Source organism: Niallia sp. 01092, assembly GCF_052318935.1.
Classification (GTDB): Bacteria; Bacillota; Bacilli; order Bacillales; family Cytobacillaceae; genus Niallia.
In genome coordinates, this window is the sequence record NZ_JBQRKO010000018.1 from 39,155 (window position 1) to 60,907 (window position 21,753).

Here is a 21,753-nt window from a genome sequence, read left to right on the forward strand (position 1 = left end):
GATGGTGCATATAAAAGGAAAGGAGAAAAGAATGAAGATTAGTGTGATTATTCCAATATATAATAGCCAAGAAACAATCATTGCTGCAATAGAAAGTGTGGTACAACAAAAAAGGGACCTATTTGAAATAGAAATCATTCTTATAGATGATGGGTCTTATGATAATTCATGCAAAATCATTTCACAGTTTATAGAGAATAATCCGAACAATAAAGTTCAAATCGTATATCAATATCAAGAAAACGAAGGGGTATCGGCTGCTCGAAATGCCGGCTTACGTTTAGCAACTGGTGATTTTATTGCCTTTTTGGATTCAGACGATATATGGCTAGAAGGAAAATTGGAGAAACAAGTAAAAATGTTTATGGAAGATTCATCTTTAGGGATGGTTTATGGCCAGTATATTAATCGTGTAGTGTATACGAATAAAAAGGTAGAGCGATTTGTATTAAAACATTTTTATGAAGGGGATGTTTATATACCTTTATTAAAAGGGAATTTTATTGCAACATCATCCGTTCTAATGACGAGGGAAGTCTTTCATTCTGTCGGTTATTTTGATGAAGAGTTAACTTTAGCCGAAGATTATGATTATTGGCTAAAGATTGCAAAAAAATTCAAATGTTCATATAGTAAAGATCCTTTATTAATAAAGCAATTTACCGGCATAAATAATTTAAGTGGCGGAAGAAGTCTAAAGATGCACCACTTTGCAAGCAAAGTGGTGAATAAAAATCTAGAAGAATCGAATATCTCAGGAAAAAAGAGAAAGGAAATTATCGATTTATTAGATACTAGCTTAGTGTACGACTACATATATGAAGGACAAAGGAAAAATGCATGGCGTTTAATAGGAAGAAAATTACTAATAGATAAAATGATAAATAAGCAGCTGGTTATCTTTTTTCTTCTGACTTTTTTACCTAGAAATACAATGGATCATTTACAAGTTCTCAATTCTAAACTTAAAATATTTTAAACATTTTCTTTGTTTAGAGTACTAGTGGCGAATAGGGTTAATCAGATTCTATTTAAGATGAAAGAGAATGATAAAAATTTTAAAAGGGGTATCTTAATGAAAAAGATTGCAGTAATTGGCCCACTTCCACCCCCTATACACGGGGAAAGCTTAGCTATTCAGTCAATTATAGAATCGGAGAAATTAAATCAGGAATTCATCATTAAACCGATAAATACTAATAGGAAGATGATAAAAAATCCAGGTGGATTTGCCATAGGAAAAGTGATGCAAGACATAGCTATAATACTAAGAATACTATTTATTAATACGGATATTGGATACATTTCTATTTCTCAAACAAAATTAGGCCTATTAAGGGATTTAGTCATTATATATTTGTTGAATATAAAAAAAGTCAAAATTATTACCCATTTGCATGGGAACAGCTTAGGAATAACGATTGAGAATCTGTCGAAATTTTGGAAGAGAATTGTGAAATATGTATTTAAGAGAATTAATATTGGGATTGTGCTTGGGCAAAGTCTATCACATAATTATCAAGGTCTTGTACAGGATTTAAGAGTTGTACAAAATGGAGTTTCGGAAGAATTTTTGTTAAATGAACAAATTGAAAAGGCAATAGAATTAAAGAGTAAAAAGGACTTTGTACAAATTGTATATTTAAGTAATTTAATCGAAAGTAAAGGATTTCTTTTATTGGCCAAATCTTGTGTAGAATTAATTAAAGAAGGTCTTCCCATTCGATTAGTTTTAGCTGGAGCCATTCATAATAAGGATAGTTATGATGAATTAATCGAATTAATAAATAAACAGAACTGTAAGGAGGAAATTACTTATTTAGGTACAGTTTTTGGGAAAGAAAAGCAGCAATTATTATTAGATTCAGATTTGATGGTGCTTCCAACAAAATATAAGACAGAAGGACAACCTCTATCCATTATTGAAGGAATGGCTGCGGCATTGCCGATTATATCCACAAAAGTCGGGTGTATTGAGGATATGATTAACGAAAATGGTATCCTCCTTGAAGATCCAACAGTAGATTCACTGAAAAAAGCGATAAGAAGTTTAGTAAAAGACCCTGAGATTCGGAAAGATTATTCTATAGAAAGCAGAAGGCTTTATAAAAAGGAATATACATTAAAAAAACATATTAATAAGATGGAATCTATTTTTAATGAGATGTAAGGATAGCAACATAAGGAAATAAGTGAAAGGAGAAAGATCATTTTGAAGATTTTAATAGATGCCTATGTAGAAAAAAATTTAGGGGATGATTTGTTTCTGAAAATATTATTTGATCGCTATCCTTCATCTATAGAATGGTTTATCATTTGTAGTTCAGAAGATAAATTAAAAGCATTTGAAAATTATAATATCAAAAAATTCAATAAAAAGATCCATAAATATAAAGATTTTGACGCTGTTATTAATATAGGTGGCTCCATCTTTATGCAAAACGGAAAATGGTGGATGAAACAGCTGCTTATCCGATTGGCGTATGCATTGCCTATGAAGCTTAGAAAAAAGCCATTATTTATAATTGGCTGTAATTATGGACCATCGAATAGTAAATTAATGTATTTCTTTAATCATCTTTTTATTAAGTATTTCGTAACAGATATCTGCTTTAGGGATAAAGAAAGCTTTCATTTATTTAAAAAAATAAAGCAGGCAAGATATGGTGCAGATATTGTTTATGGTTTAGATACAAGCAGCATGGAGGTTGTAAAACGAGGCAATAAAATAGGTATATGCATCATGAGCTTTTCTGATAAGGAAACCAATGAGCAATTCATTAGAAAAACAGTTGAACTAACGAAAGAGTTAATAGCCAAAAGATATGAAGTAGAATATTTATCTTTTTGTGAAGAACAAAATGACAAAGATACATTTAATAAAATTAAAAAATTATTAGATGAATCTTATCAAAACAAAATAACGCATGGTATCTATGATGGAGATATTAACACATATTTGGAGAATTTAAATAAATTAAATTTTATCATAACTCTACGTTTTCACTCCCTTATATTAGCCCAAATATTAGGAATAAACTATTATCCTATAGTTTACAGTAATAAAACTTCCAATATATTGAAGGATCAAAACTTTGGAGGGGAGTATACATTTATTCATGAAATAGGTCAGCTTCAGATTGAAAATGTCATAAAGCAAATAAAAGGGACAAACAATTCAATGAATCTGAAACTTAAAGAAGAGGCAGTCAATCACTTTGTTGAAATAGACCACTATTTGAAGAAAACCAATGTTAATCTGAGAAGTGAATACGAAGAATTAAGGTTATAGAATTATAGAGATGCTTCTCTATTATTAGATAAAACATAGTGAAGAAGGAGATAGTATGAGCCGAGAAGCAACTCTTTTAAAAAATACCATCATATTTGCTATTGGGAATTTTTCTTCCAAATTTTTGGGATTTCTTATCCTTCCATTATATACTGCATATCTTAATTCTTCTGAATATGGATATTATGACCTGATTGTCAGTACAGCAAGTTTATTGTTGCCAATCATAAGTTTTCAAATATATGATGGATTATACAGGAATTTGTTAGAGGTAGAGGAATTAGAAGAAAAAAAGAAAAATATTAGCGCCACTATTTATATTATTGTAAGAAACTTAGTAATATTTAATGTCCTTTATTTATTGGTGGATATTCTCCTTCCATTTAAAAATAGTAGCTTAATATTGCTATTTATAAACGTATTTATTATTTATACTGCTTATTTACAAATTGCAAGAGGATTTAAGCAGAATGCTGTTTTTTCGATAGCTGGAATTATTAATACAGTATTGGTTGTATTGTTTTCTCTCTATTTTATTATTTTATTAAATCTAAAGGTCTCCGGGTTGCTGCTTTCGATGATTCTTTCTTATTTCATATGTATCGTATATCTTGAAGTGAAGTTGAAGGTTATTAGATATATCCGTTTTTCTAAGGGAGATAAGAAAGTAGGGAGTCTTCTAATCGCTTATTCACTACCACTAATACCTAACACTATTAGCTGGTGGATCATGAATGTATCAGATCGGTATTTATTAACACACTTTGCAGGGGTTGAGGCGAATGGTTTATATGCGATTGCAAATAAATTTCCAGCTATACTTTTAGCGATTAATAGTGTGTTTTATCTATCCTGGCAGGAGAGTTCCATTACTGAATATGAGGCAAAAGATCGAAATGAATTCTATACGAAAATGTTTAATAATCTAGTAGTGTTTCAGTTTTCTTTTGTACTCGTTCTAATTGCTTTTACAAAGCCAATGATGCAGCTGCTTGTGAATGCAGAATTCTATGCTGCATGGAAATATGTCCCTGCATTATATATCGGTGCAGTTTTTTTTGCATTCTCTTCTTTTTACGGCACTGGCTTTTTAAGTACAAAGAAAACAAAGGGTGCATTTTATAGTTCTGTTTTTGGCTCCATCGCGAATATTCTCTTAAATATCATATTAATCCCTTTTATTGGTATTCAAGGTGCAGCAATTTCAACTATGTTAGCATTTATTATAATGTGGATTATAAGAATGAAGCAAACGAAAACATTCTTTCAAATAACTATTAAGAAAATTCCATTTCTTATATTAGTGAGTCTTATATTATTGGAAATAATCGGTTATTATCTAGACTATTTAGTACTGGATTATATTTTAATGATCGCATCACTGATTTCCTTTTTACTATTGAATAAAAATTTGATTGTTGGAGTGTTGGGAAAAACTTCGAGAAAATGGATAAAAAGACAAAGAGTATCATAGTGGCATAAATAGACATATTATTTTTCTTTAAGTGGAAGCTAAGGAAAGATATCATAAAAAAGCCTCTTGTAATGTTTGTTCCAACAAACTTACAAGAGGCTTTTTTAATATGCCATTAAATTTGGTAACGAGCCATTGCAATGGTCCCCTTTTTTACAGCAGCGATTACTAATCGATCATTGATAATGCAGCTTCCTTCTCTTCTACAGTATCCCCCTGTTTAAAATATAAATCTTTATAAACTCCACCTTGTTTTATTAATTCCTCATGTTTTCCGGACTGGACAATTTTCCCGTTATTCATCACAATAATTTTGTCTGCTTGTTTAATAGTAGATAAGCGATGAGCGATAATAATGGTAGTTCTATTGCCTTTTAACTTTTCTAGTGCATGTTTTATTTTGTATTCTGTTTCACTGTCGAGCGAAGCGGTGGACTCATCCATTAAGATAATAGGAGCCTCTTTTAGTATTCCTCGAGCTATAGCCAACCGTTGTTTTTGCCCTCCAGACAATTTTGCTCCTCTTTCACCAATTTCTGTATCATATCCATGCGGCAAAGATTCTATAAAGTCGTGAATTTCTGCTAATTTGGCAGCTTTGACTATTTTATTTTCTGTAGTGTTAGGGTTAGAGTACATTAGATTTTCTTTTATCGTTCCATTAAAAAGATAGGTTTCCTGTGGTACGTAGGCGATATAACTTCTTAAATCAGAAGGAGATAAGTCTTTAATTGAAACGCCATCTAGAAAAATGTTTCCATTATTCACTTTATAAAATCCTAGCAGCAATTGAAATAATGTAGTTTTTCCTGTACCGCTCACCCCTACAATACCTATCGTTTTCCCAGCTGGGATTTCTAGGTTAAAGTCTTTTAAAATAACATGATTCGGATCATAGCCAAAAGTAATATTTTGAAAGACAATTTCCCTTTTTAATGGTTTCTTTGGAGTAAATATTGGGAAGTCATTTGTTTCTGTTGCATGTTTAAACACAACAGAAAGTCTTTCAACTGCTGCGGCAGATCGTTGGAAAGCGGCCCATTGGCCAGCAAGGCCATTTAAAGGGTACACAAGATGATTGATAAGATTAACAAAAGTCAATAAAGCTCCGACAGTAAGTGTTCCTTTAGAAATAAAAACAGCGCCAAAGCTAAGGCTGATTAAATAAGCTATTAATCCAATTCCGTTTCCTCCAGCATTATACAAACCGCGCATTTTTCCATTGGAAAGTTCCAGAGAATATAGTTTTTTATTTTGGCTAGTATATTTCTTAGATAAAATCTTTTCTAATAGAAAAGATCGTACAACATTAGTTCCTTGGAAAATATCACTCAGTTGATTATTCATTTTTCCAATTATTTGATGAATTTTTCGGCTGTTCTTACGTAATATCATACCAAATAATACCCCGCTAACTAGAGCAATAGGGGCTATACAAATACTGATGATAGAAAGCTGCCAGCTAAGATGAAATAAGTAAATAAAAACCGTAATAGACATTAAAGGCAATTTGACGAAATTAAATAGATTCTTGCCAATCATAGCATCAATGCTATTAATATCATTCGTAAAATGAGCTAATAATTCACCAGTTTGAAAGCCAGCTGTTTTATTTACTGGCAGACGTAATAGATGGCTTAATAAATCCTCTCTAAGATCATTTTTTATAGCATTTGTTGCCTTTGAATCTAGATACGTATTAAAAAAAGTATTTGACAGATTAACGAAAACAATGACAGCTCCTAATGGAATTAATTGCTTAATTTTCTGTAATTCACTGTTGATAGCTGCATTCGTAATTTCACCTAAAAACCAAGCGAAGATAATGGTAATAAATATATCAAGAATAATAGAGAACATTAAAGAAAGATATATTTTCCAATGTTTTAAAATATAGGGTTTAAGTAATGAGGAAGTTTTCCTCTTAGGAAGTAGTTTAGTTTTAAGTTTTAATAAATGTGGAACCTGAGTATAATTATCCATTACATCACTCCAGAAAATAAAATAGTAAAATTTTCTCTATTGGTTCATTATAAAGAACGTTAAGGGAAAAGTAAACCTAAGTAATAAATCATGATAAATAAATTTAACGAAATAAAAAATAAGTATATTTTTGCTTATTTAATAGCTTTTTTTATATTGAAAGCAAAAGTAATTGGAATATTATAGTTGACATCAAAGAACGCTGCTTGTAATATTATTCTTAATAAAGAACGATTTTGAAGCGGACAATCATGAGGAGAAAGGTGGATGCAATGAGCGCAATTATAGGTATTCTTCACCAAAATCAGGAACCTATATCCATCGAACAGGGATTTACTATGATGAAATCATTACAAAAATATCCTGCTGATGACATGCACACTTGGAATGATGATCGCATTTTTCTAGGTTGTCATTCCCAGTGGATCACACCTGAATCTATTGGTGAACAAATCCCCTGTTATGATTCTGCATCTGAAATAGTCATAAACGCCGATGCAATTATTGATAATCGTGCAGAACTATTTGACATGCTGCAAGTGTGCAATACAGAGAAAAAAACGATGAAAGATAGTGAATTAATAATATTAGCATACAAAAAATGGGGAAAAGAGGCGCCTAAGTATTTAATCGGAGATTTTGCTTTTATCATATGGGATAAGAGAGAGCAGCTTCTATTTGGAGCAAGAGACTTTTCTGGAAACCGAACACTCTATTATTATCGCAATAATCAGAGATTTGCTTTCAGCACGATCATGGAGCCATTATTTTCTTTGCCTTATATTGAGAAAGAACTGAATGAACAATGGCTTGCTGAATTTTTAGTTATACCAGATAGAGTGGAAACAACAGACCCTTTTTCAACAGTATATAAACATATTGAACAGATTCCACCAGCTCACACTATTTCAGTAAAAGAAGGCAAAATAACCTTTTCACAATATTGTACATTACCGGAAGGAGAAGTATTAAAACTAAAGTCTAATAAAGAATATGAAGAAGCATTTCGAGACGTTTATGACAAAGCAGTGACATCCAGACTAAGAACTCAATACGAAGTAGGAGCTCATTTAAGCGGAGGATTAGATTCTGGTTCCGTTGTTAGTTTTGCTGCTAACGCCTTAAAAAAGGATAATAAATGGTTGCATACGTTTAGCTATATTCCTGAAGATGGTTTTACAGATTGGACACCGCGGAATCGAATGGCGGATGAACGCCCATACATCGAATCAACGGTAAAGTATGTAGGCAATATTAATGATACTTACTTGGATTTTAAAGGGAAAAGTCCTTTATCTGAAGTGGATGATTGGTTGGAAATAATGGAGATGCCATATAAATTTTTTGAGAATTCTTTTTGGATGAATGGAATATATGAACAGGCTAAGCAAAAAGGAATACGTGTGTTATTAAATGGAGCGAGAGGCAATTGGACAGTATCTTGGGGACCAGTATTAGACTATCAAGCCTTGCTAATAAAAAAGCTGAAATGGCTGCAGCTCTATCAGGAATTGCTTTTATACAGTCGAAGCATCGGCGTAAAAAGATCGAAAATATTATCTATAGCAGGGAGAAAAGCATACCCATTTTTAAGCAGGTTACATCCATCTAATATAGATAGAAACTCAGCTTTGTTAATAAATTCTGAGTTTGCAAATAGGACAAGAATCCTTAATAGATTAGAGGAACAAGGAATCCACAGGAATCATGCAGCTATCCGAAATGCATATGAAGAAAGAAAAAATCACTTTCAACAATCCTATTCTTGGAACATTAATGGTGTAGTTGGAACAAAAATGTCACTTCGACATTCTATCTGGGAACGTGATCCAACCAATGATTTGCGAGTTGTTCGTTTTTGTTTATCTATTCCAGAAGAGCAATGCGTACAAAATGGGTTAGGTAGATCTCTTATTCGAAGATCAACAAAAGGGCTGCTGCCAGATAAAGTGCGGTTAAATCAACAAGTACGTGGAATACAAGGAGCCGATGGAATCCATCGAATGCGTCCTCATTGGAGATCGTTTATAGAAGAGCTGCATTATCTATGTGAAGATCAAAAAATGGCTGAATACTTTAATATATCCTTAATAAAAGAAGCGATTTCAAGAATTGAGGCAGATCCCCAGGAAGAGATGATATATGGGGATGAGTTAAAGACTGTAATGAGAAGTTTTATTGTCTATCGATTCTTAAAAAATATTGAAAGGGGGTGAAACAGAATGAAACATGTGAAACAAGAATGGGAAACACCAGTATTGGAAGTATTAAATATCAATATGACTATGGCAGGTCCTGGATTAACTATTCCAGATTTAATCCAAGGAGATCCAGATGAAATGGTTCACCATAGCTGATTTTTTAGCGGATTGAAATAGTACTTGCCACATATTTTTGATGATGCGAACAGAATAACATTCTTATTATGTTCATACATCAACAAAAATAATAGACTTCTGGAGTACTTAAGCAAGTATCTCCAGAAGATTTATAGGATGCATTTTACTTTGCCATTTGGGGTGAAAAAAGATGATAGGAACTGCAAGAAAAGGTTTTTATAAAGCATTCGGATTAGTTATGGTGAGTGATATAATCCTGCCAGAACTGCCATTATGTAATGAAAATGAGCATCAATTCGATTTAATTATTTCAATAAAAGATTTATCTGACTTATGGGCAAGTGTATCAAGTGATGCATCAAGTCATGTAATAGCGAAAGAAAACTTCGTCATTTTTGAAGTTCCAGATACTGCGATTTTTTGCATTCGGGATGGAAAAGAAATCATCGTTTCCCCAATCAAGGAATCAGCAGAAGATAAAATCCGGCTCTATATACTTGGTACTTGTATGGGGGCTGTATTGCTGCAAAGAAAAATTATTACCTTGCATGGAAGTTGCATTGCGATAAATGGTAAAGCATATGCTTTTATTGGCGAATCGGGCGCTGGGAAATCAACATTGGCTTCTGCTTTTTTAAAAGAGAATTATGCGCTTCTTAGTGATGATGTGATCGCCGTTTCCTTTTCGGAAAATCAAATACCGCTTGCATTTCCTTCTTACCCACAACAAAAGCTATGGGAAGAAAGCTTAAATCAATTTGGGATGGAAAGCAATCATTATCAGCCTTTATTTGAAAGAGAAACAAAATTTGCTGTTCCTGTTCCATCTCGATTTGGCGTAAATCCATTGCCCCTTGCTGGTATATTTGAAATTGCGAAAACGGAGAACGAAGATATTAAGGTTAAACAGATAAAAAATTTGGAAAGATTTCCTATTCTATATCGCCATACATATAGAAGCTTTTTGATTCAAAGATTAAATTTAATCGATTGGCATTTTATGAGCACGGCAAAAATGTTAAGTCATATAAACTTATATAAAATAGAACGTCCAGTTTCCAGATTTACGGCAAATGAGTTAGTTCCCCTCATATTAAAAATCATAAACAAGGAGTTGTAAAAAATGTTAAAAAAGCTTGCCATTTCATTAGAAAGTTGTGTCTCGCAAAGTCAAGGGAATATTGTCAGCGACATGGATGGAGAAACAGTGATGATGAGCATAAGCAATGGAAAATACTATAACCTAGGAAAAATAGGCGGGAAAGTATGGGGCTTAATGAGCCAAGAAACGACTGTCTCACAAATAGTGCTTACATTGCAAGCGCAATTTAATATTGAGCAGAAGGAATGTGAAGAACAAGTTATTTCCTTTTTAAATCAAATGTTGAAGGAAAATTTAGTTCAAGTGAAAAGCAATTAGCAGACTTTCATTCTACTAAGAGAAAGGAATATGAAAATGGGTAGAAAGATAAGAAGGTATCTGATGTTAAATAATAAAGTGAAGCTGTTGTATATAGAAGCTCTTCTATATTTAGGGTATGCTCGTATTCTTGTTTTTCTACCATTTTCAAAAGTGGCGCCTTTTTTAGGTAGACAAATGACAGAAACTCCCTATATTCAGTCCAATATAGATCTACTTCAAGTAAAAAGAATTTCTAATGCAGTAAATAGTGTCAGTCGCCACACCTTCTGGGAAAGCAAGTGTCTCGTAAGAGCTATTGCTGGAATGAAAATGCTAGAAAGAAGAAAGATAGACTCTACTTTATATTTAGGCACAGGTAAAGATAGCAACGGAAAAATGATCGCTCATGCCTGGCTGCGTACAGGTGATATATATATAACTGGTGCAGATGTAATGAATCAGTTCACTGTAGTAGGTAAATTTGCAAAGATTAATGAAACATAAATACAAAGGAGCTGCTTTATGGGAGTGGAAGTGGAACGTCGTATTTCTGAATTTACACTAGAATTACAGCTATTAGTAAGTCTATTAAAATTAGTAGATTCACAAGAAGATATACCACGTATAAAGGAACAATATTCAGCAGTTGATTGGGATAAATTTTTACAATTAGCTATCCACCACCGTGTCTATCCTTCCATCTATAAGAAATTAAGTAATATGGATAACGATTGGATTCCTTCCCATGTTTTGCAGACATTGCGTAATAAATACCAATTTAATACGTTTCAAATGCTGCAATTAAGTGCAGAAATGGGACATGTCATCAAACAATTGTCAGCAAGGAATATTCCATCACTTGTATTAAAAGGACCTATTCTAGCCGCGGATTTATATGGTGATATTTCTTTAAGAACTTCAAAGGATCTGGATATTCTTATACCTTTTGAGCATTTAGAGAGTGCGCATGAGATTCTCCGCATGGAAGGTTATATTAGTGACGAATACCCAATTATATTAAAAGAGTGGAAATGGAAAACCCACCATTTTTCCTATACCCATTCACAAAAAAAAATAAATATTGAACTGCACTGGAGGCTGCATAATCCACCTGATAAGGAACCAAGTTTTCATTCTTTATGGGAGCGGAAAAGAGTAAGCAGACTTACTGATTTTCCTATCTATTATTTAGGGAATGAGGATATGTACTTATACCTTATCACTCATGGAGCAAGACATGGGTGGTTTCGTCTGCGGTGGCTGCAGGATATAGACCGAATTTCTAGACAAGAATTCGATTGGAAGCTGCTAAACCAGTTAATTAAAATAAATAAATATCAATTATTGGTTGGACAAGCAGTGATGCTAGCTTCTCTACTATTTAATACACCAAAACAACAAGACCTTCGATTCGTTTCGTATAACAAGAGTGTAAGTTCAATAACTAAACATGCGTTATCTTTTATTACTAATAGTGGGAAGTATCACCTTGCTCCAGAAGCTATAGAGGATGATTTGAAAATTTATGCGTTTTCACTTCAACCTGGATTTATGCAAAAAATGAAGTATATACTCGTTCGGTTATATCCTACCCATATAGATGCCGAAACGCTGCCGCTTCCTAAGGGGCTGCATTTTCTATACTTTCCACTTCGGCCGGTATTATGGATTTTGCGAAAAAAAACTAGCATTTAATCAAAAAATGTATGGTAGCCATTCGCACTAATTTAGGTACTTGCTAGTTTCATTTACATTCACCACTGCATATATTGATAATAGAAATATATCTGTATAAATTAAGGTGGTGGCTTTATTTTGGCCGATTCATTAATCAATGTAAAAGATTATGGGGCGGTTGGAGATGGAATAAATAACGATAAGCCAGCAATTACACAAGCTATTACAACGTCCAACACGCTTAAAGTAAGAAAAATTGTCTTTCCACAAGGCTCGTATTATTATAACGGTACTTTGACAATTTCTAATTCTGTAAAATTAAAAGGGGAAGGAGACGCCGCTCTTCTTTTCAAAAATGCTGCTAGTTCGCAAGATATACCGATTACAAGTGATAATGTTTCGCTAGAAGGCATAAATATATCATCAGCATCAAATGTACAAGCAGTAGCTACTGCTGCAGCTGGTGTAAATAATTTATCCATTGTAGATGCAAAGATAGACAGCGTTGGACATGGAATCCTTTTGAATCATGCTCAGACTACAGATGTGCATCTTATCAACAGCGACGTACATGCCCAAAATGGATACGGATACCTATTAAATCTTAATGCCACGCAAGGGAGAAACTTCTCTCTCGTTAACAATAAAATTATTTCAGATAAAGCAGATGCAATTGAAATTAACACACCTAATAATAGTGATATTGCAGCAAGCGGCATACGCATTATTGGCAATGAAATTATAGCCGGGAATGGTATAACCAACACTACTGCTGGGTTTGCTGTCGGAATAGCTCAAGGCAAAGACATTACGGTAATTGGGAATACGATAAAGGAAAGTAGAAGAGATGCACTGCATATCGAGGATGCCAGTGAAAATGTTACAGTTGTAGGAAATGTCTTTGCTGGATGTCGAGGAGATGGCTGTGTCGTAATAAATAGAAGCAAGTCCGCTACTCTTTATGCAAAATCCCCTATTATAACAGGAAATCATTTTAAAAAGCTGGATAATGTAAAAACGGGAAATGGAATGTGGCGTGTATATGATGGGAATGGGACGTTAGATTTTAATTTTGCCAATAATCGAATTGAAGGCTTCGATAAAGCTATGTTTATAGACGGAAGAGGATATATCCATGCGGATGGAACATTTATTGAAAACTGCAACATTGGCATAATGGCATCTGCCTCCAGTATTTTTGGTACCGTTTATTTGAAAGATACGCCAACGCTAGTACATTTTAAAAAAGATACTTTTATTGACAGAATAGTCAGTTATACGAAATTAGATCCTGCCAGCATGTTTACTCATAGTTTAGTGAAAAACCAAGTAGCTACATTAAAGTCTGCCTATTATAAACTAAACGATTATAAGACTTTCGTTGGATTGAATAAAATACCGATCATAAAAGCACCTGTATATGGAGAAGGATCGATAAAAATATCTATGTTAAAATATGGCCGTTCGGATAAGGTGGATCTATATTTCCATTTTGAAGTATCCTCTGGGAATATAACTGCAAGCTTAAAATTGGTAAACCAAGCGAGCATTGTCTTCTCTAATTATTCTCTTATCTTAGAGGATGGATTTATTAAACTATCATTCAATGCAAGTTCGATTGAAACCTTCACCCCTTTTACTATTGATTTAGATGGAACCTATATTTTAAATGAATCCGTTTTAAAATAAGCTGATAGGTTGGTAATAGCCCTTATTTTTTATTTGTTATAAGGGCTATTTTATTAAAAGATAGAATTGTTTAAATAACAATGATATACACCATACATACCGAACTATATTTTTTCAAAAATCAATAGTGGGGAGAGAATCTATATAAAGAGGAGGACTAAAATGATCGGAGAACGTATTCGCTATTTAAGACAAAAAAAAGGATACTCCATTTCAAGACTAGCAAGAGAAGCAGGAGTATCCAAAACGTATTTAAGCAATTTAGACCGTGGTCTCCAAAACAACCCATCTATACACTTTCTTGAAAAAGTAGTGAAGGTATTAGGGATAAGCGTTGACTATCTGATTAGTGAAGAATTTCAGAAAGAACAGGACGTACAAGATGAAGAGAAAAAACATTAGGCAGTCATTCAAACCATTTTATTATAGTAATATTTATTATCGCCATTTAAGGTAAATGGTTCAAAAATCACCATATCCTTTGTTTTTTCTATTCAGTCAGTTTCATTAATTAATAAATTTACTCTTCTTCACTTGTACTTGTTTTGCTACTTTTTTATGATGAAATTTAGATTTTTTAATAATAGCCGTACCACCAATTGGCTTATCCGTATTAAATATTGCTAGAGTGCTATATCCTGAATCAGATTGATAAAATGTACAATTATCAACAGTTGCTTTTGCATTTGATAAAACTGTAATGTCGGCTTCAGGATCTCCTTTATAAAGTATGATGAACGTTATTTTTAAAGGTTGAATCCAGAATACTTACTTCTGCAACACCTTGTCCAACAATATTTTTAAATTTACTATTCTTAATAGTGATTTCTTTTGCTTTTACCGCTGCACCAACACCAAATCCTGACCATTCAGATTGACTTTTATTATGTTCAAAAATACAGTTCTCTATTAGCCATCGTCTACTTGGAGCATTAATTTCGATATCATCTGCAGTATTATTTCTAAAACGAGAATTAGTAATTTTAACGTCATAGCTCGGATTTATATTAGATAAGATTCCGTAGCCGGAGCCATCAAATAGACAATGATCGACAATAAGACGATAAACGGTATTAGAATTTTGTATACCTTGTACAGTGCTGGAGAATTTAACATTTTTAATAGTGACATCATCTCCGTTTATCATCACACCAATTTTTGATTTAAAACCAACACCCTCTAGCGTTTGATTTCCCATAAGAGATAAAACTCTTTCCACTGTTTCTTCGTTTCTGATAAGCGTAACTTTTTCTTTTCCTGCTCCTTTAAGGGATACTTTTTTAGGGACATCAATAAAACCTTTTATTAAATATTGTCCATTGTTAAAGTATACGGTTCCGCCACCTTCTTTTTTGGCAGCCTCTATTGCTTTTAGAATGGCACTAGTATCATTTGTAGTGCCATTTCCTTTTGCACCGTAATCTTTCACCTTAAAGCTTGGATTCTCAGCTGCTAAAGCATTTTGATTTGAAATATGTAATCCAAGTGCTAAAAAAATAGTAGATAACACAAAAACTAAACATTTCTTCATGTAATCTCCCCTGTTCATTCTAGAAGAAAATCAAAATATTTTTTCAGATTATATCTTTTCGTCGACATCCGTCTCTTTGCATAATAGCATAATTTTTTAGTCAAGTGACACCCCGGAAGTATTGTATTTCTATGGAAAAAAATTTGATAGAGGTGAGAGAATCTAGATAAAGAGGAGGATACACAATGATTGGAGAACGTATTCGCTATTTAAGACAAAAAAAAGGATACTCCATTTCAAGGCTGGCAAAGGAAGCAGGAGTATCAAAAACGTATTTAAGCAATTTAGACCGTGGTCTCCAAAACACCTCATCTATTCACTTTCTTGAAAAAGTAGTGAAAATATTGGGTACAAGCGTTGATTATCTAATTAGTGAAGAATTTAAAAAAGAAAATGACGTAAATGAATAAATAAGTATAAGATAAAAACAAAAAAATAGGATGCACATTAAAAACTTTATGGATTCTCCAAACAGAAAGTTATGTATTGGAAATAGGAAGATTTATATAATTAAGGAGTATAAGTAAATAAACTTTGTTAGATTCTGTTCTTTTCTTTATTTAGGAACGCTCTAATCTCCTCTATTGACAATCCCATTTCATGTGCATGTAAGATCAGTTCCATCCATTCCGTGTCTAAACCTAACTCCTCAGTATGTATTATATTAAGCATAAAGTCCTCCTTAAAAAAGTATTAGGAATATTTTATAATAAATTTTTTATAGTAAATAGTGAATATTAGATAAATTTTTACAAAAGAGGAATTAAGTAATAAACTACTACGACTATTAACCTGGTTCACAGGAAGGAAAACGTTACCAAGGAAACATCTTTATATAAAACCAGTATTTGGAACTATTCTATCCTACTTGATAATTATGGATATATATGTAATTTATACTAAAGAGCTGGAGGGCAGCACCCTCTTTGAAAAACGCGGAATTTTACTTGTAAATTTCGCAAATCTCGCTTTATTCCCATATTTCTCTATATCGCGAAAAAATAACGAGGGTATCCCTGCTCTATTCTGCAGAATTACCTATTTTTCGCTAAATCTATAGCAGGCTATAGGACTCTTCTTCATTCACTAACAACAAAAAACGATACTCTAAGTCCAAAAGACGAGTATCGTTCATTGTGTCATTCCCCATATTCCAACACCACCATATCCCAATACTTCAAACTTGGCAGTGTAAAAGAAATCTTGCCATCTTTCTGCTCAAAGGAAACTGAAATCGGAACACTTTGCCCTTTATCTGGAGAGGCCATCCATATTTTTTTAACAGGTCGACTTTCCTCTAACTGAATCGCTAGTTCTTTTTGTTCCTGTGGTTCTGCCTGATTTCCGTCGGTATCCCGCCATTCTAAACTAGCAGCATCAACAAAATTAATCAGGTGAAGTACTTTTTGACTGTCTTTTTGTTTAGCAAAACTCCATATTTTTCCTAACTCTGGCTCCGTTGAGAAATGTTCCCCATCAATAGAGACAGAAGCATCCTCGACACCATCTCGCAGCAAGTTTTCATAAGCAACTAAAAAATCATAATAATTTTCCATACTTTCCTGTAAAGCAGGGCTCATATTTAAGTTATGATGAGGAAAATATTCCTTCGATAACATATGCTCCCCAAGCTCTAAGTGAGAGCCTCCTGATGCAAAAATCACACTGTTGGCGAGTAGAATGCCAGCAGGGTTAAATTCTCCTGGTTGATTGGAAGCATTGTAATTCATATAGGCAGCTAATACGCTATTTTTCCCTGAAGAAAATTGCTTATTATCATCAATGATTCGCTTTAAGTCTTGATAATATTTGAAGTCATCCCAAACCTCTGTGTATAAAAAGTCAACGGGTGTGCTGCCAATTTGCCTTTGTCCGTATTGATTGACGGCATTCATGACGATGCTTTTATCTGGCATTGATGATTTGGCACGGTCAAGAAAAGACAAAAATGTTTCATCTAAGGTGACTGTATTGCCATTTGCATCATATACATTTCCTCGTGGACCAAGCTGATCGATATGCCATCCATCAAACGGCAGGGCGTTATAGACCATTTTTTGCTGATTAAATAAATAGTCTTGCCACTGAAGATTTCCCGGATTCACTAAAAACACGTCGCTTTTCCAGTTATCAGGAAGGGGATGGAAATCTTGGGCATTCCTTTGTTGGTCTTTAAATAACCGCCATTCTGTTTGGACGCCATCATTTTCTGCTTCTGCAAATGCACCATATAAGAGATTATAGGCCATCGTTTTCATATTGCGCTCATGTGCTAAATCAAGATAGGACCTGATCGTTTCAAAAGTAGTTGGTCGATTTGCGATATCCTCCCAGTGGGACGCTGGTTCGTTGTTTTCCATTTTCAGCGGCTGATGATGCTTATAATGCCAATCATAAAATTGGATCCCATTAATATGATGACGATTTAAAAAAGAAATGGCACCCTTTCTCTCCTCTAAAGGCATATCAGGAAAGCTGGATAAAAATCCGTACCGAGGAAATTTGGACCAATCACTAGAAACGTCCACCCCAATGGTCTCCTCGTCTTCCTCGGATTTTACACGAACAAGATATCCTTTATAATCGTCTGTCGGCGGATTCCAAGTCCACTTTACAACATTCGAATCTACCTTTATTTCTTGCTGGCCAATCTCTTCATTTAAGTGAAAATAAGAGACGATTAAACGCCCGTTTGCAACGTTATCTGCTAGTTTTAGAGAAAATGAAACAGGATCATTTGGATGATAGAAAGCTTTATCTGTTTCCAGCGTTTGAATCAAATCTGCCTGCTGCAGGGGTTTGTTTCTTTTTACTTGTTTTGGTATTTTCTTCGTTGTAGTGATGGCGATTCCTAATCCTATTGCTATTAGTAAAATAATGCTTGCAATGATGATGAATTTTTTCTTTGAAAACATTTATTTACTCCTTACATGTTAATATTTAAAAGGCTCTGTTAACTTGCCTGTTGATTTCCGCTTCAGGCGTTCGCTTTCCGCGGGCGGTCCGGGAGCCTCCTCGGCGCTGTGCGCCTGTGGGGTCTCCCTCTGACTCGCTTTTCCCGCAGGAGTCTCACGCCTGAAATCAGAATCAACATCGTGCTGAAATTAACAATTAGCTTTAACATAGCCATTTGAAAAAAGAAAGATAAAGTTTCTGAAGTTCGATAGGTGTCCAGGTACAGCGCCTAGCCCCTGTGAAAGATAACCTCTTGTCTCTAAAAGTAAAAGACACTTTTTGAGACAAGAGAACATTTTTCTTCGGGGCTGGTCAAGGCGCTTTCGCTTTTCTATTAATCAAACGTTTGTTTAACGAATTTTTACTTCTTTTTTCTCGTCAGCTGGAATGCTTACGTACACAGTTTTTGTATTTGTATCATAGAAGAATGTATTCGTTTGTTTTTGTGCTTCTTCTAAAGAAGCTACTTCTGTGTATTTAGTGTTGCCAGCTTTAACGCGAGTTGGCTTTTCTACATTATTTACCTTTAATGTATATTGTGCAAGTTTAGAATCACTGTAGTTCTTCGTTTTTTGCTTTTGTTTAAATGTAATAGAGTTGTATTTTTTCTTCACCTTAAACTCTGTTTCGTTAAACTCGCCGTTTTTATAATCCTCTGTTTCTGCGTCATCTTCATAGAAAGTGTAAGAAACTTCTTTATCTACATACGTATCAAGAACAAGATTTGTTAACGGTTTTTCATCTGTATATTGCTGCACTTCACGTGTAGGGATAATCGAGTCTTTTTTCACGAAAATTGGCAAATGATCAAGCTGTGCGTCTACTGTAATCGTTTGGCCGCCTTGATATTCTTGTCCAGTCCAATAGTCTGTCCAATTTACGCCTTCCGGAAGATACACTTCGCGGGAAGTTTGTCCTTCTTTCACTACTGGTGCAAGCATCATTGAATCACCGAACATATATTGATCGCTAATATCATGTGTGTTTTCGTCCTGTTGGAACTGGTAAACAAGCGGCTGCTGTATTGGCTTCCCGCTGTCTGCAGCTTCTTTAAACTCGTTATACAGATATGGCAGCAATTGATAGCGCATTTCGATATACTTTTTGCTGATTTGTTCTACTTCTGGACCAAATGCCCACGGTTCTTGCCCTTGTTTTACTGGTGCTTTTGCATCTGAATCATAATGAATGCGAGCGAATGGCAGGAAGGCGCCAACTTCGATCCAACGTGCAAATAATTCTGGACTTGGACGACTAGCAAAGCCTCCGATATCATTTCCGACAAAAGAAACGCCAGACATTCCAACATTCATATTCATAGGAAGTGACATTTGCAGATGTTCCCAGTTACTTACATTATCACCTGTCCATAATGCAGCATAACGCTGTGTACCTGCATACATATCACGTGTTAACACAAATGGACGTGTTCCTGGTTTATTGACTTTAAATGCTTGATACGTAGCATCCGCTTCATCATGACCATATGTATTATGGTACTCCGTATGAAGAATCTTATTATCCTCTGTACCAAAATAATTATCTAATGGCATTGTATGGGCATGGCGATCGTCATCACGGAAGACTGCAGGCTCATTCATGTCGTTCCAGATACCGTCAACTCCCTCGTTTAACAAGACATTATGGTTTTTAGCCCACCAATCACGCACTTCTTGTTTCGAGAAGTCAGGAAATGCAGAGTCTCCAGGCCAAACAGGACCAATATAAGGAGTGCCATCTGGATTTTTCGCCCAAAAATCTTTTTGTGTTCCTTCTTGATACAAGCTGTAATTCTCATCTTGTTTTACAGCTGGATCGTTAATCGCAATCGAATGGAAGCCTGGCATTGATTCTAACTGTTTCAACGCTTGTTTATATTGCTCGTTCCAAGTAAACACGCGATATTCATCCATATAGTCGATATCAAAATGCATCGTGTCGAGTGGAATATTTTTCTCACGATACGTTTTCGCTACATTGAGAATTTCCTCTGGTGTGTAGCCCCATTTACTTTGGTGCAATCCTAATGTCCATTCTGCCGGAACATCCATTTTTCCAGTCAGCTCTGTGTAGCGGTCAATAACATCGCCAACTTCTGGACCATAGGCAAAGTAATACGTTAACTTCCCGCCGTTTGCATAGAAGTAATAATAATCATCCGATTCACTTGCCATTTCATAATAAGAGCGATACGTGTTATCAAAGAAAATCCCGTATGCCTTTTCATTTTTTAAGCCAATGAAAAATGGAATAGACGTATAAAGATATTTTGTATCCTTTGTATAAGAATAAGCATCTGTATTCCATAATCCAATGCTGTCCCCACGTTTATTCACATCTAAACCGGATTGTTCTCCAAAACCATAGAAATCTTCATCTGTATCTGTTTTCTTGAAAACATAAGGTTTTCCATTTTCATAACCGGATGTTTTATCTTGATTTACATAATCTTCATTAATGACATTTCCTTCTTTGTCGAGGAATTTAACACCAAAAGGCTCTTTTTTAATTTCAACGGTTAGATCATCTGTTTTTAGGGTAATGATGCCATCTTTATCCTGTACTTTAAATCTAGGAGTCTTCCAATCTGCTTCTTTTTTCGCAATCCCTTGCGACTCAAATTCCTTTTCACCTTTTTTAAGGATGGATACTTTTACTAAGTCTTTGTCAAAAATCTTGATATAGGCTTCATTCGTGCCTAAATCAAATTTGACCCCAGTTGGCAGGTTTTCTACTCCCAAAACTTTTAGCTTTTCTAAATTTTCCTTTACTAATGGTGTATCAGGCTCTGGCTGTGTTACCGCTGCAAGTGCGTTTGGGGCTACCGTTGTTAAACTGACAGCAGCTGCAAGTGAAAGACTTGCTATCACTTTTAGTGGTGTTTTCTGTTTCTGTTTCACTTTACCCATTTTCTCACCTCATCAATTAATTGCATTACGAAGCAAATATACGAAACAGCAAAATAAACTACAATGAGATTTATTTCCAAAAATATCTATATGAAGGAAGGCTTATAAATAGCGGAAAATATAGAATGAAACCGCATACATTATTGGTTGATAGCAGTTTTAAAGAAAACAAAATTCCTTCTATATATCTGTTCATTTTAGGAATTAACATAAAAAACAAGGTAATAGACCTAAAAATGTAACAGAAACCAAAAACAAAATTCAGAATTTTTTCAATTGAAATAGTAATGAAATAATTTTAATAGAAATAAGCGAATAAATTAGTTAAAAGGAAGTGTTTTTAAAAATAGGCATGGGTAAATAAAGGAGTATATATTTGGAAATATAACTATTTTAGCGGGTTTTCTAAATATCAGCATCTTTTATTAATAACTCAACTTTCGCACCCAAATAATTCAGGAAACGAGTTGATCTTGTAACCATTATTGCACTTTCATTATGT

The 21,753-nt window shown here is 34.1% G+C and carries 18 protein-coding genes; 13 read left to right on the forward strand and 5 right to left on the reverse strand.

Features of this window, described 5'->3' with window-relative positions; all coding sequences use genetic code 11:
* Position 1: 1 nt before the first annotated feature.
* The 4 genes from ACTXGU_RS16345 to ACTXGU_RS16360 all read left to right on the forward strand — a co-directional run bounded on the left by ACTXGU_RS16345 (position 2) and on the right by ACTXGU_RS16360 (position 4,766).
* Positions 2–979, forward strand: a complete 978-nt coding sequence (locus tag ACTXGU_RS16345; RefSeq protein ID WP_443482599.1) for a glycosyltransferase family 2 protein — start codon at positions 2–4, stop codon at positions 977–979.
* Between the two features lie 96 nt (positions 980–1,075).
* Entirely contained in the window at positions 1,076–2,170 is a 1,095-nt protein-coding gene (locus ACTXGU_RS16350) for a glycosyltransferase family 4 protein (protein WP_443482600.1), read from the forward strand.
* Positions 2,171–2,212: 42 nt separating this feature from the next.
* Positions 2,213–3,292, forward strand: coding sequence for a polysaccharide pyruvyl transferase family protein (locus ACTXGU_RS16355; protein WP_443482601.1), 1,080 nt, complete (start codon positions 2,213–2,215; stop codon positions 3,290–3,292).
* A 55-nt stretch (positions 3,293–3,347) separates the two neighbouring features.
* Positions 3,348–4,766, forward strand: coding sequence for an oligosaccharide flippase family protein (locus tag ACTXGU_RS16360; protein WP_443482602.1), 1,419 nt, complete (start codon positions 3,348–3,350; stop codon positions 4,764–4,766).
* A gap of 168 nt (positions 4,767–4,934) precedes the next feature.
* Here ACTXGU_RS16360 and ACTXGU_RS16365 read toward each other — a convergent pair whose 3' ends face one another.
* Complete coding sequence (locus ACTXGU_RS16365; protein ID WP_443482603.1) at positions 4,935–6,749, reverse strand: ABC transporter ATP-binding protein; 1,815 nt, start codon at positions 6,747–6,749, stop codon at positions 4,935–4,937.
* 272 nt (positions 6,750–7,021) lie between these two features.
* Here ACTXGU_RS16365 and ACTXGU_RS16370 point away from each other — a divergent pair, with 272 nt between their 5' ends.
* The 8 genes from ACTXGU_RS16370 to ACTXGU_RS16405 all read left to right on the forward strand — a co-directional run bounded on the left by ACTXGU_RS16370 (position 7,022) and on the right by ACTXGU_RS16405 (position 14,258).
* Positions 7,022–8,965 carry an asparagine synthase-related protein gene (locus ACTXGU_RS16370; protein WP_443482604.1) on the forward strand — a complete coding sequence of 648 codons (1,944 nt, stop codon included), beginning with the start codon at positions 7,022–7,024 and terminating at the stop codon, positions 8,963–8,965.
* Between the two features lie 15 nt (positions 8,966–8,980).
* Positions 8,981–9,106, forward strand: coding sequence for a paeninodin family lasso peptide (locus ACTXGU_RS16375; RefSeq protein ID WP_443482664.1), 126 nt, complete (start codon positions 8,981–8,983; stop codon positions 9,104–9,106).
* 172 nt (positions 9,107–9,278) lie between these two features.
* A complete protein-coding gene (locus ACTXGU_RS16380; protein WP_443482605.1) occupies positions 9,279–10,208 on the forward strand; it encodes an aldolase in 930 nt (309 codons plus the stop codon).
* Positions 10,209–10,211: 3 nt separating this feature from the next.
* Positions 10,212–10,508: a lasso peptide biosynthesis PqqD family chaperone gene (locus tag ACTXGU_RS16385; RefSeq protein ID WP_443482606.1), complete on the forward strand. Its 297-nt coding sequence runs from the start codon at positions 10,212–10,214 to the stop codon at positions 10,506–10,508.
* Positions 10,509–10,538: 30 nt separating this feature from the next.
* Complete coding sequence (locus ACTXGU_RS16390; protein WP_443482607.1) at positions 10,539–10,994, forward strand: lasso peptide biosynthesis B2 protein; 456 nt, start codon at positions 10,539–10,541, stop codon at positions 10,992–10,994.
* A gap of 18 nt (positions 10,995–11,012) precedes the next feature.
* The gene (locus tag ACTXGU_RS16395; RefSeq protein ID WP_443482608.1) at positions 11,013–12,185 is read left to right on the forward strand and encodes a nucleotidyltransferase domain-containing protein; all 1,173 of its coding nucleotides are present in this window, start codon (positions 11,013–11,015) and stop codon (positions 12,183–12,185) included.
* Positions 12,186–12,305: 120 nt separating this feature from the next.
* The gene (locus ACTXGU_RS16400) at positions 12,306–13,856 is read left to right on the forward strand and encodes a glycosyl hydrolase family 28-related protein (protein WP_443482609.1); all 1,551 of its coding nucleotides are present in this window, start codon (positions 12,306–12,308) and stop codon (positions 13,854–13,856) included.
* Between the two features lie 162 nt (positions 13,857–14,018).
* The gene (locus tag ACTXGU_RS16405; protein ID WP_443482610.1) at positions 14,019–14,258 is read left to right on the forward strand and encodes a helix-turn-helix domain-containing protein; all 240 of its coding nucleotides are present in this window, start codon (positions 14,019–14,021) and stop codon (positions 14,256–14,258) included.
* 319 nt (positions 14,259–14,577) lie between these two features.
* Here ACTXGU_RS16405 and ACTXGU_RS16410 read toward each other — a convergent pair whose 3' ends face one another.
* Complete coding sequence (locus tag ACTXGU_RS16410; protein ID WP_443482611.1) at positions 14,578–15,387, reverse strand: glycosyl hydrolase family 28-related protein; 810 nt, start codon at positions 15,385–15,387, stop codon at positions 14,578–14,580.
* 185 nt (positions 15,388–15,572) lie between these two features.
* On the opposite strand from ACTXGU_RS16410, the gene ACTXGU_RS16415 reads away from it, so the two are divergent.
* Positions 15,573–15,797 carry a helix-turn-helix domain-containing protein gene (locus ACTXGU_RS16415; RefSeq protein WP_443482612.1) on the forward strand — a complete coding sequence of 75 codons (225 nt, stop codon included), beginning with the start codon at positions 15,573–15,575 and terminating at the stop codon, positions 15,795–15,797.
* A 127-nt stretch (positions 15,798–15,924) separates the two neighbouring features.
* Here the strand turns inward: ACTXGU_RS16415 and ACTXGU_RS16420 are convergent, their stop codons facing one another.
* The 3 genes from ACTXGU_RS16420 to ACTXGU_RS16430 form a co-directional block, all read right to left on the reverse strand.
* On the reverse strand, positions 15,925–16,059 hold the full coding sequence (locus ACTXGU_RS16420) for an anti-repressor SinI family protein (protein WP_443482613.1): 135 nt from the start codon (positions 16,057–16,059) through the stop codon (positions 15,925–15,927).
* A 467-nt stretch (positions 16,060–16,526) separates the two neighbouring features.
* Positions 16,527–18,302: a glycoside hydrolase family 66 protein gene (locus ACTXGU_RS16425; RefSeq protein ID WP_443482614.1), complete on the reverse strand. Its 1,776-nt coding sequence runs from the start codon at positions 18,300–18,302 to the stop codon at positions 16,527–16,529.
* Positions 18,303–18,692: 390 nt separating this feature from the next.
* Positions 18,693–21,251, reverse strand: coding sequence for a glycoside hydrolase family 31 protein (locus ACTXGU_RS16430; RefSeq protein ID WP_443482615.1), 2,559 nt, complete (start codon positions 21,249–21,251; stop codon positions 18,693–18,695).
* Positions 21,252–21,753: the final 502 nt, after the last annotated feature.

Bases quoted from the DNA above. Each gene is read 5' to 3' on its own strand.
- ACTXGU_RS16395 (WP_443482608.1), top strand. From the start codon at position 11,013: ATGGGAGTGGAAGTGGAACGTCGTATTTCTGAATTTACACTAGAATTA.
- ACTXGU_RS16405 (WP_443482610.1), top strand. From the start codon at position 14,019: ATGATCGGAGAACGTATTCGCTATTTAAGACAAAAAAAAGGATACTCC.
- ACTXGU_RS16425 (WP_443482614.1), bottom strand. From the start codon at position 18,302: ATGTTTTCAAAGAAAAAATTCATCATCATTGCAAGCATTATTTTACTA.
- ACTXGU_RS16415 (WP_443482612.1), top strand. From the start codon at position 15,573: ATGATTGGAGAACGTATTCGCTATTTAAGACAAAAAAAAGGATACTCC.
- ACTXGU_RS16380 (WP_443482605.1), top strand. From the start codon at position 9,279: ATGATAGGAACTGCAAGAAAAGGTTTTTATAAAGCATTCGGATTAGTT.
- ACTXGU_RS16370 (WP_443482604.1), top strand. From the start codon at position 7,022: ATGAGCGCAATTATAGGTATTCTTCACCAAAATCAGGAACCTATATCC.
- ACTXGU_RS16350 (WP_443482600.1), top strand. From the start codon at position 1,076: ATGAAAAAGATTGCAGTAATTGGCCCACTTCCACCCCCTATACACGGG.
- ACTXGU_RS16365 (WP_443482603.1), bottom strand. From the start codon at position 6,749: ATGGATAATTATACTCAGGTTCCACATTTATTAAAACTTAAAACTAAA.
- ACTXGU_RS16420 (WP_443482613.1), bottom strand. From the start codon at position 16,059: ATGCTTAATATAATACATACTGAGGAGTTAGGTTTAGACACGGAATGG.
- ACTXGU_RS16410 (WP_443482611.1), bottom strand. From the start codon at position 15,387: ATGAAGAAATGTTTAGTTTTTGTGTTATCTACTATTTTTTTAGCACTT.
- ACTXGU_RS16390 (WP_443482607.1), top strand. From the start codon at position 10,539: ATGAAAATGGGTAGAAAGATAAGAAGGTATCTGATGTTAAATAATAAA.
- ACTXGU_RS16385 (WP_443482606.1), top strand. From the start codon at position 10,212: ATGTTAAAAAAGCTTGCCATTTCATTAGAAAGTTGTGTCTCGCAAAGT.
- ACTXGU_RS16430 (WP_443482615.1), bottom strand. From the start codon at position 21,251: ATGGGTAAAGTGAAACAGAAACAGAAAACACCACTAAAAGTGATAGCA.
- ACTXGU_RS16360 (WP_443482602.1), top strand. From the start codon at position 3,348: ATGAGCCGAGAAGCAACTCTTTTAAAAAATACCATCATATTTGCTATT.
- ACTXGU_RS16345 (WP_443482599.1), top strand. From the start codon at position 2: ATGGTGCATATAAAAGGAAAGGAGAAAAGAATGAAGATTAGTGTGATT.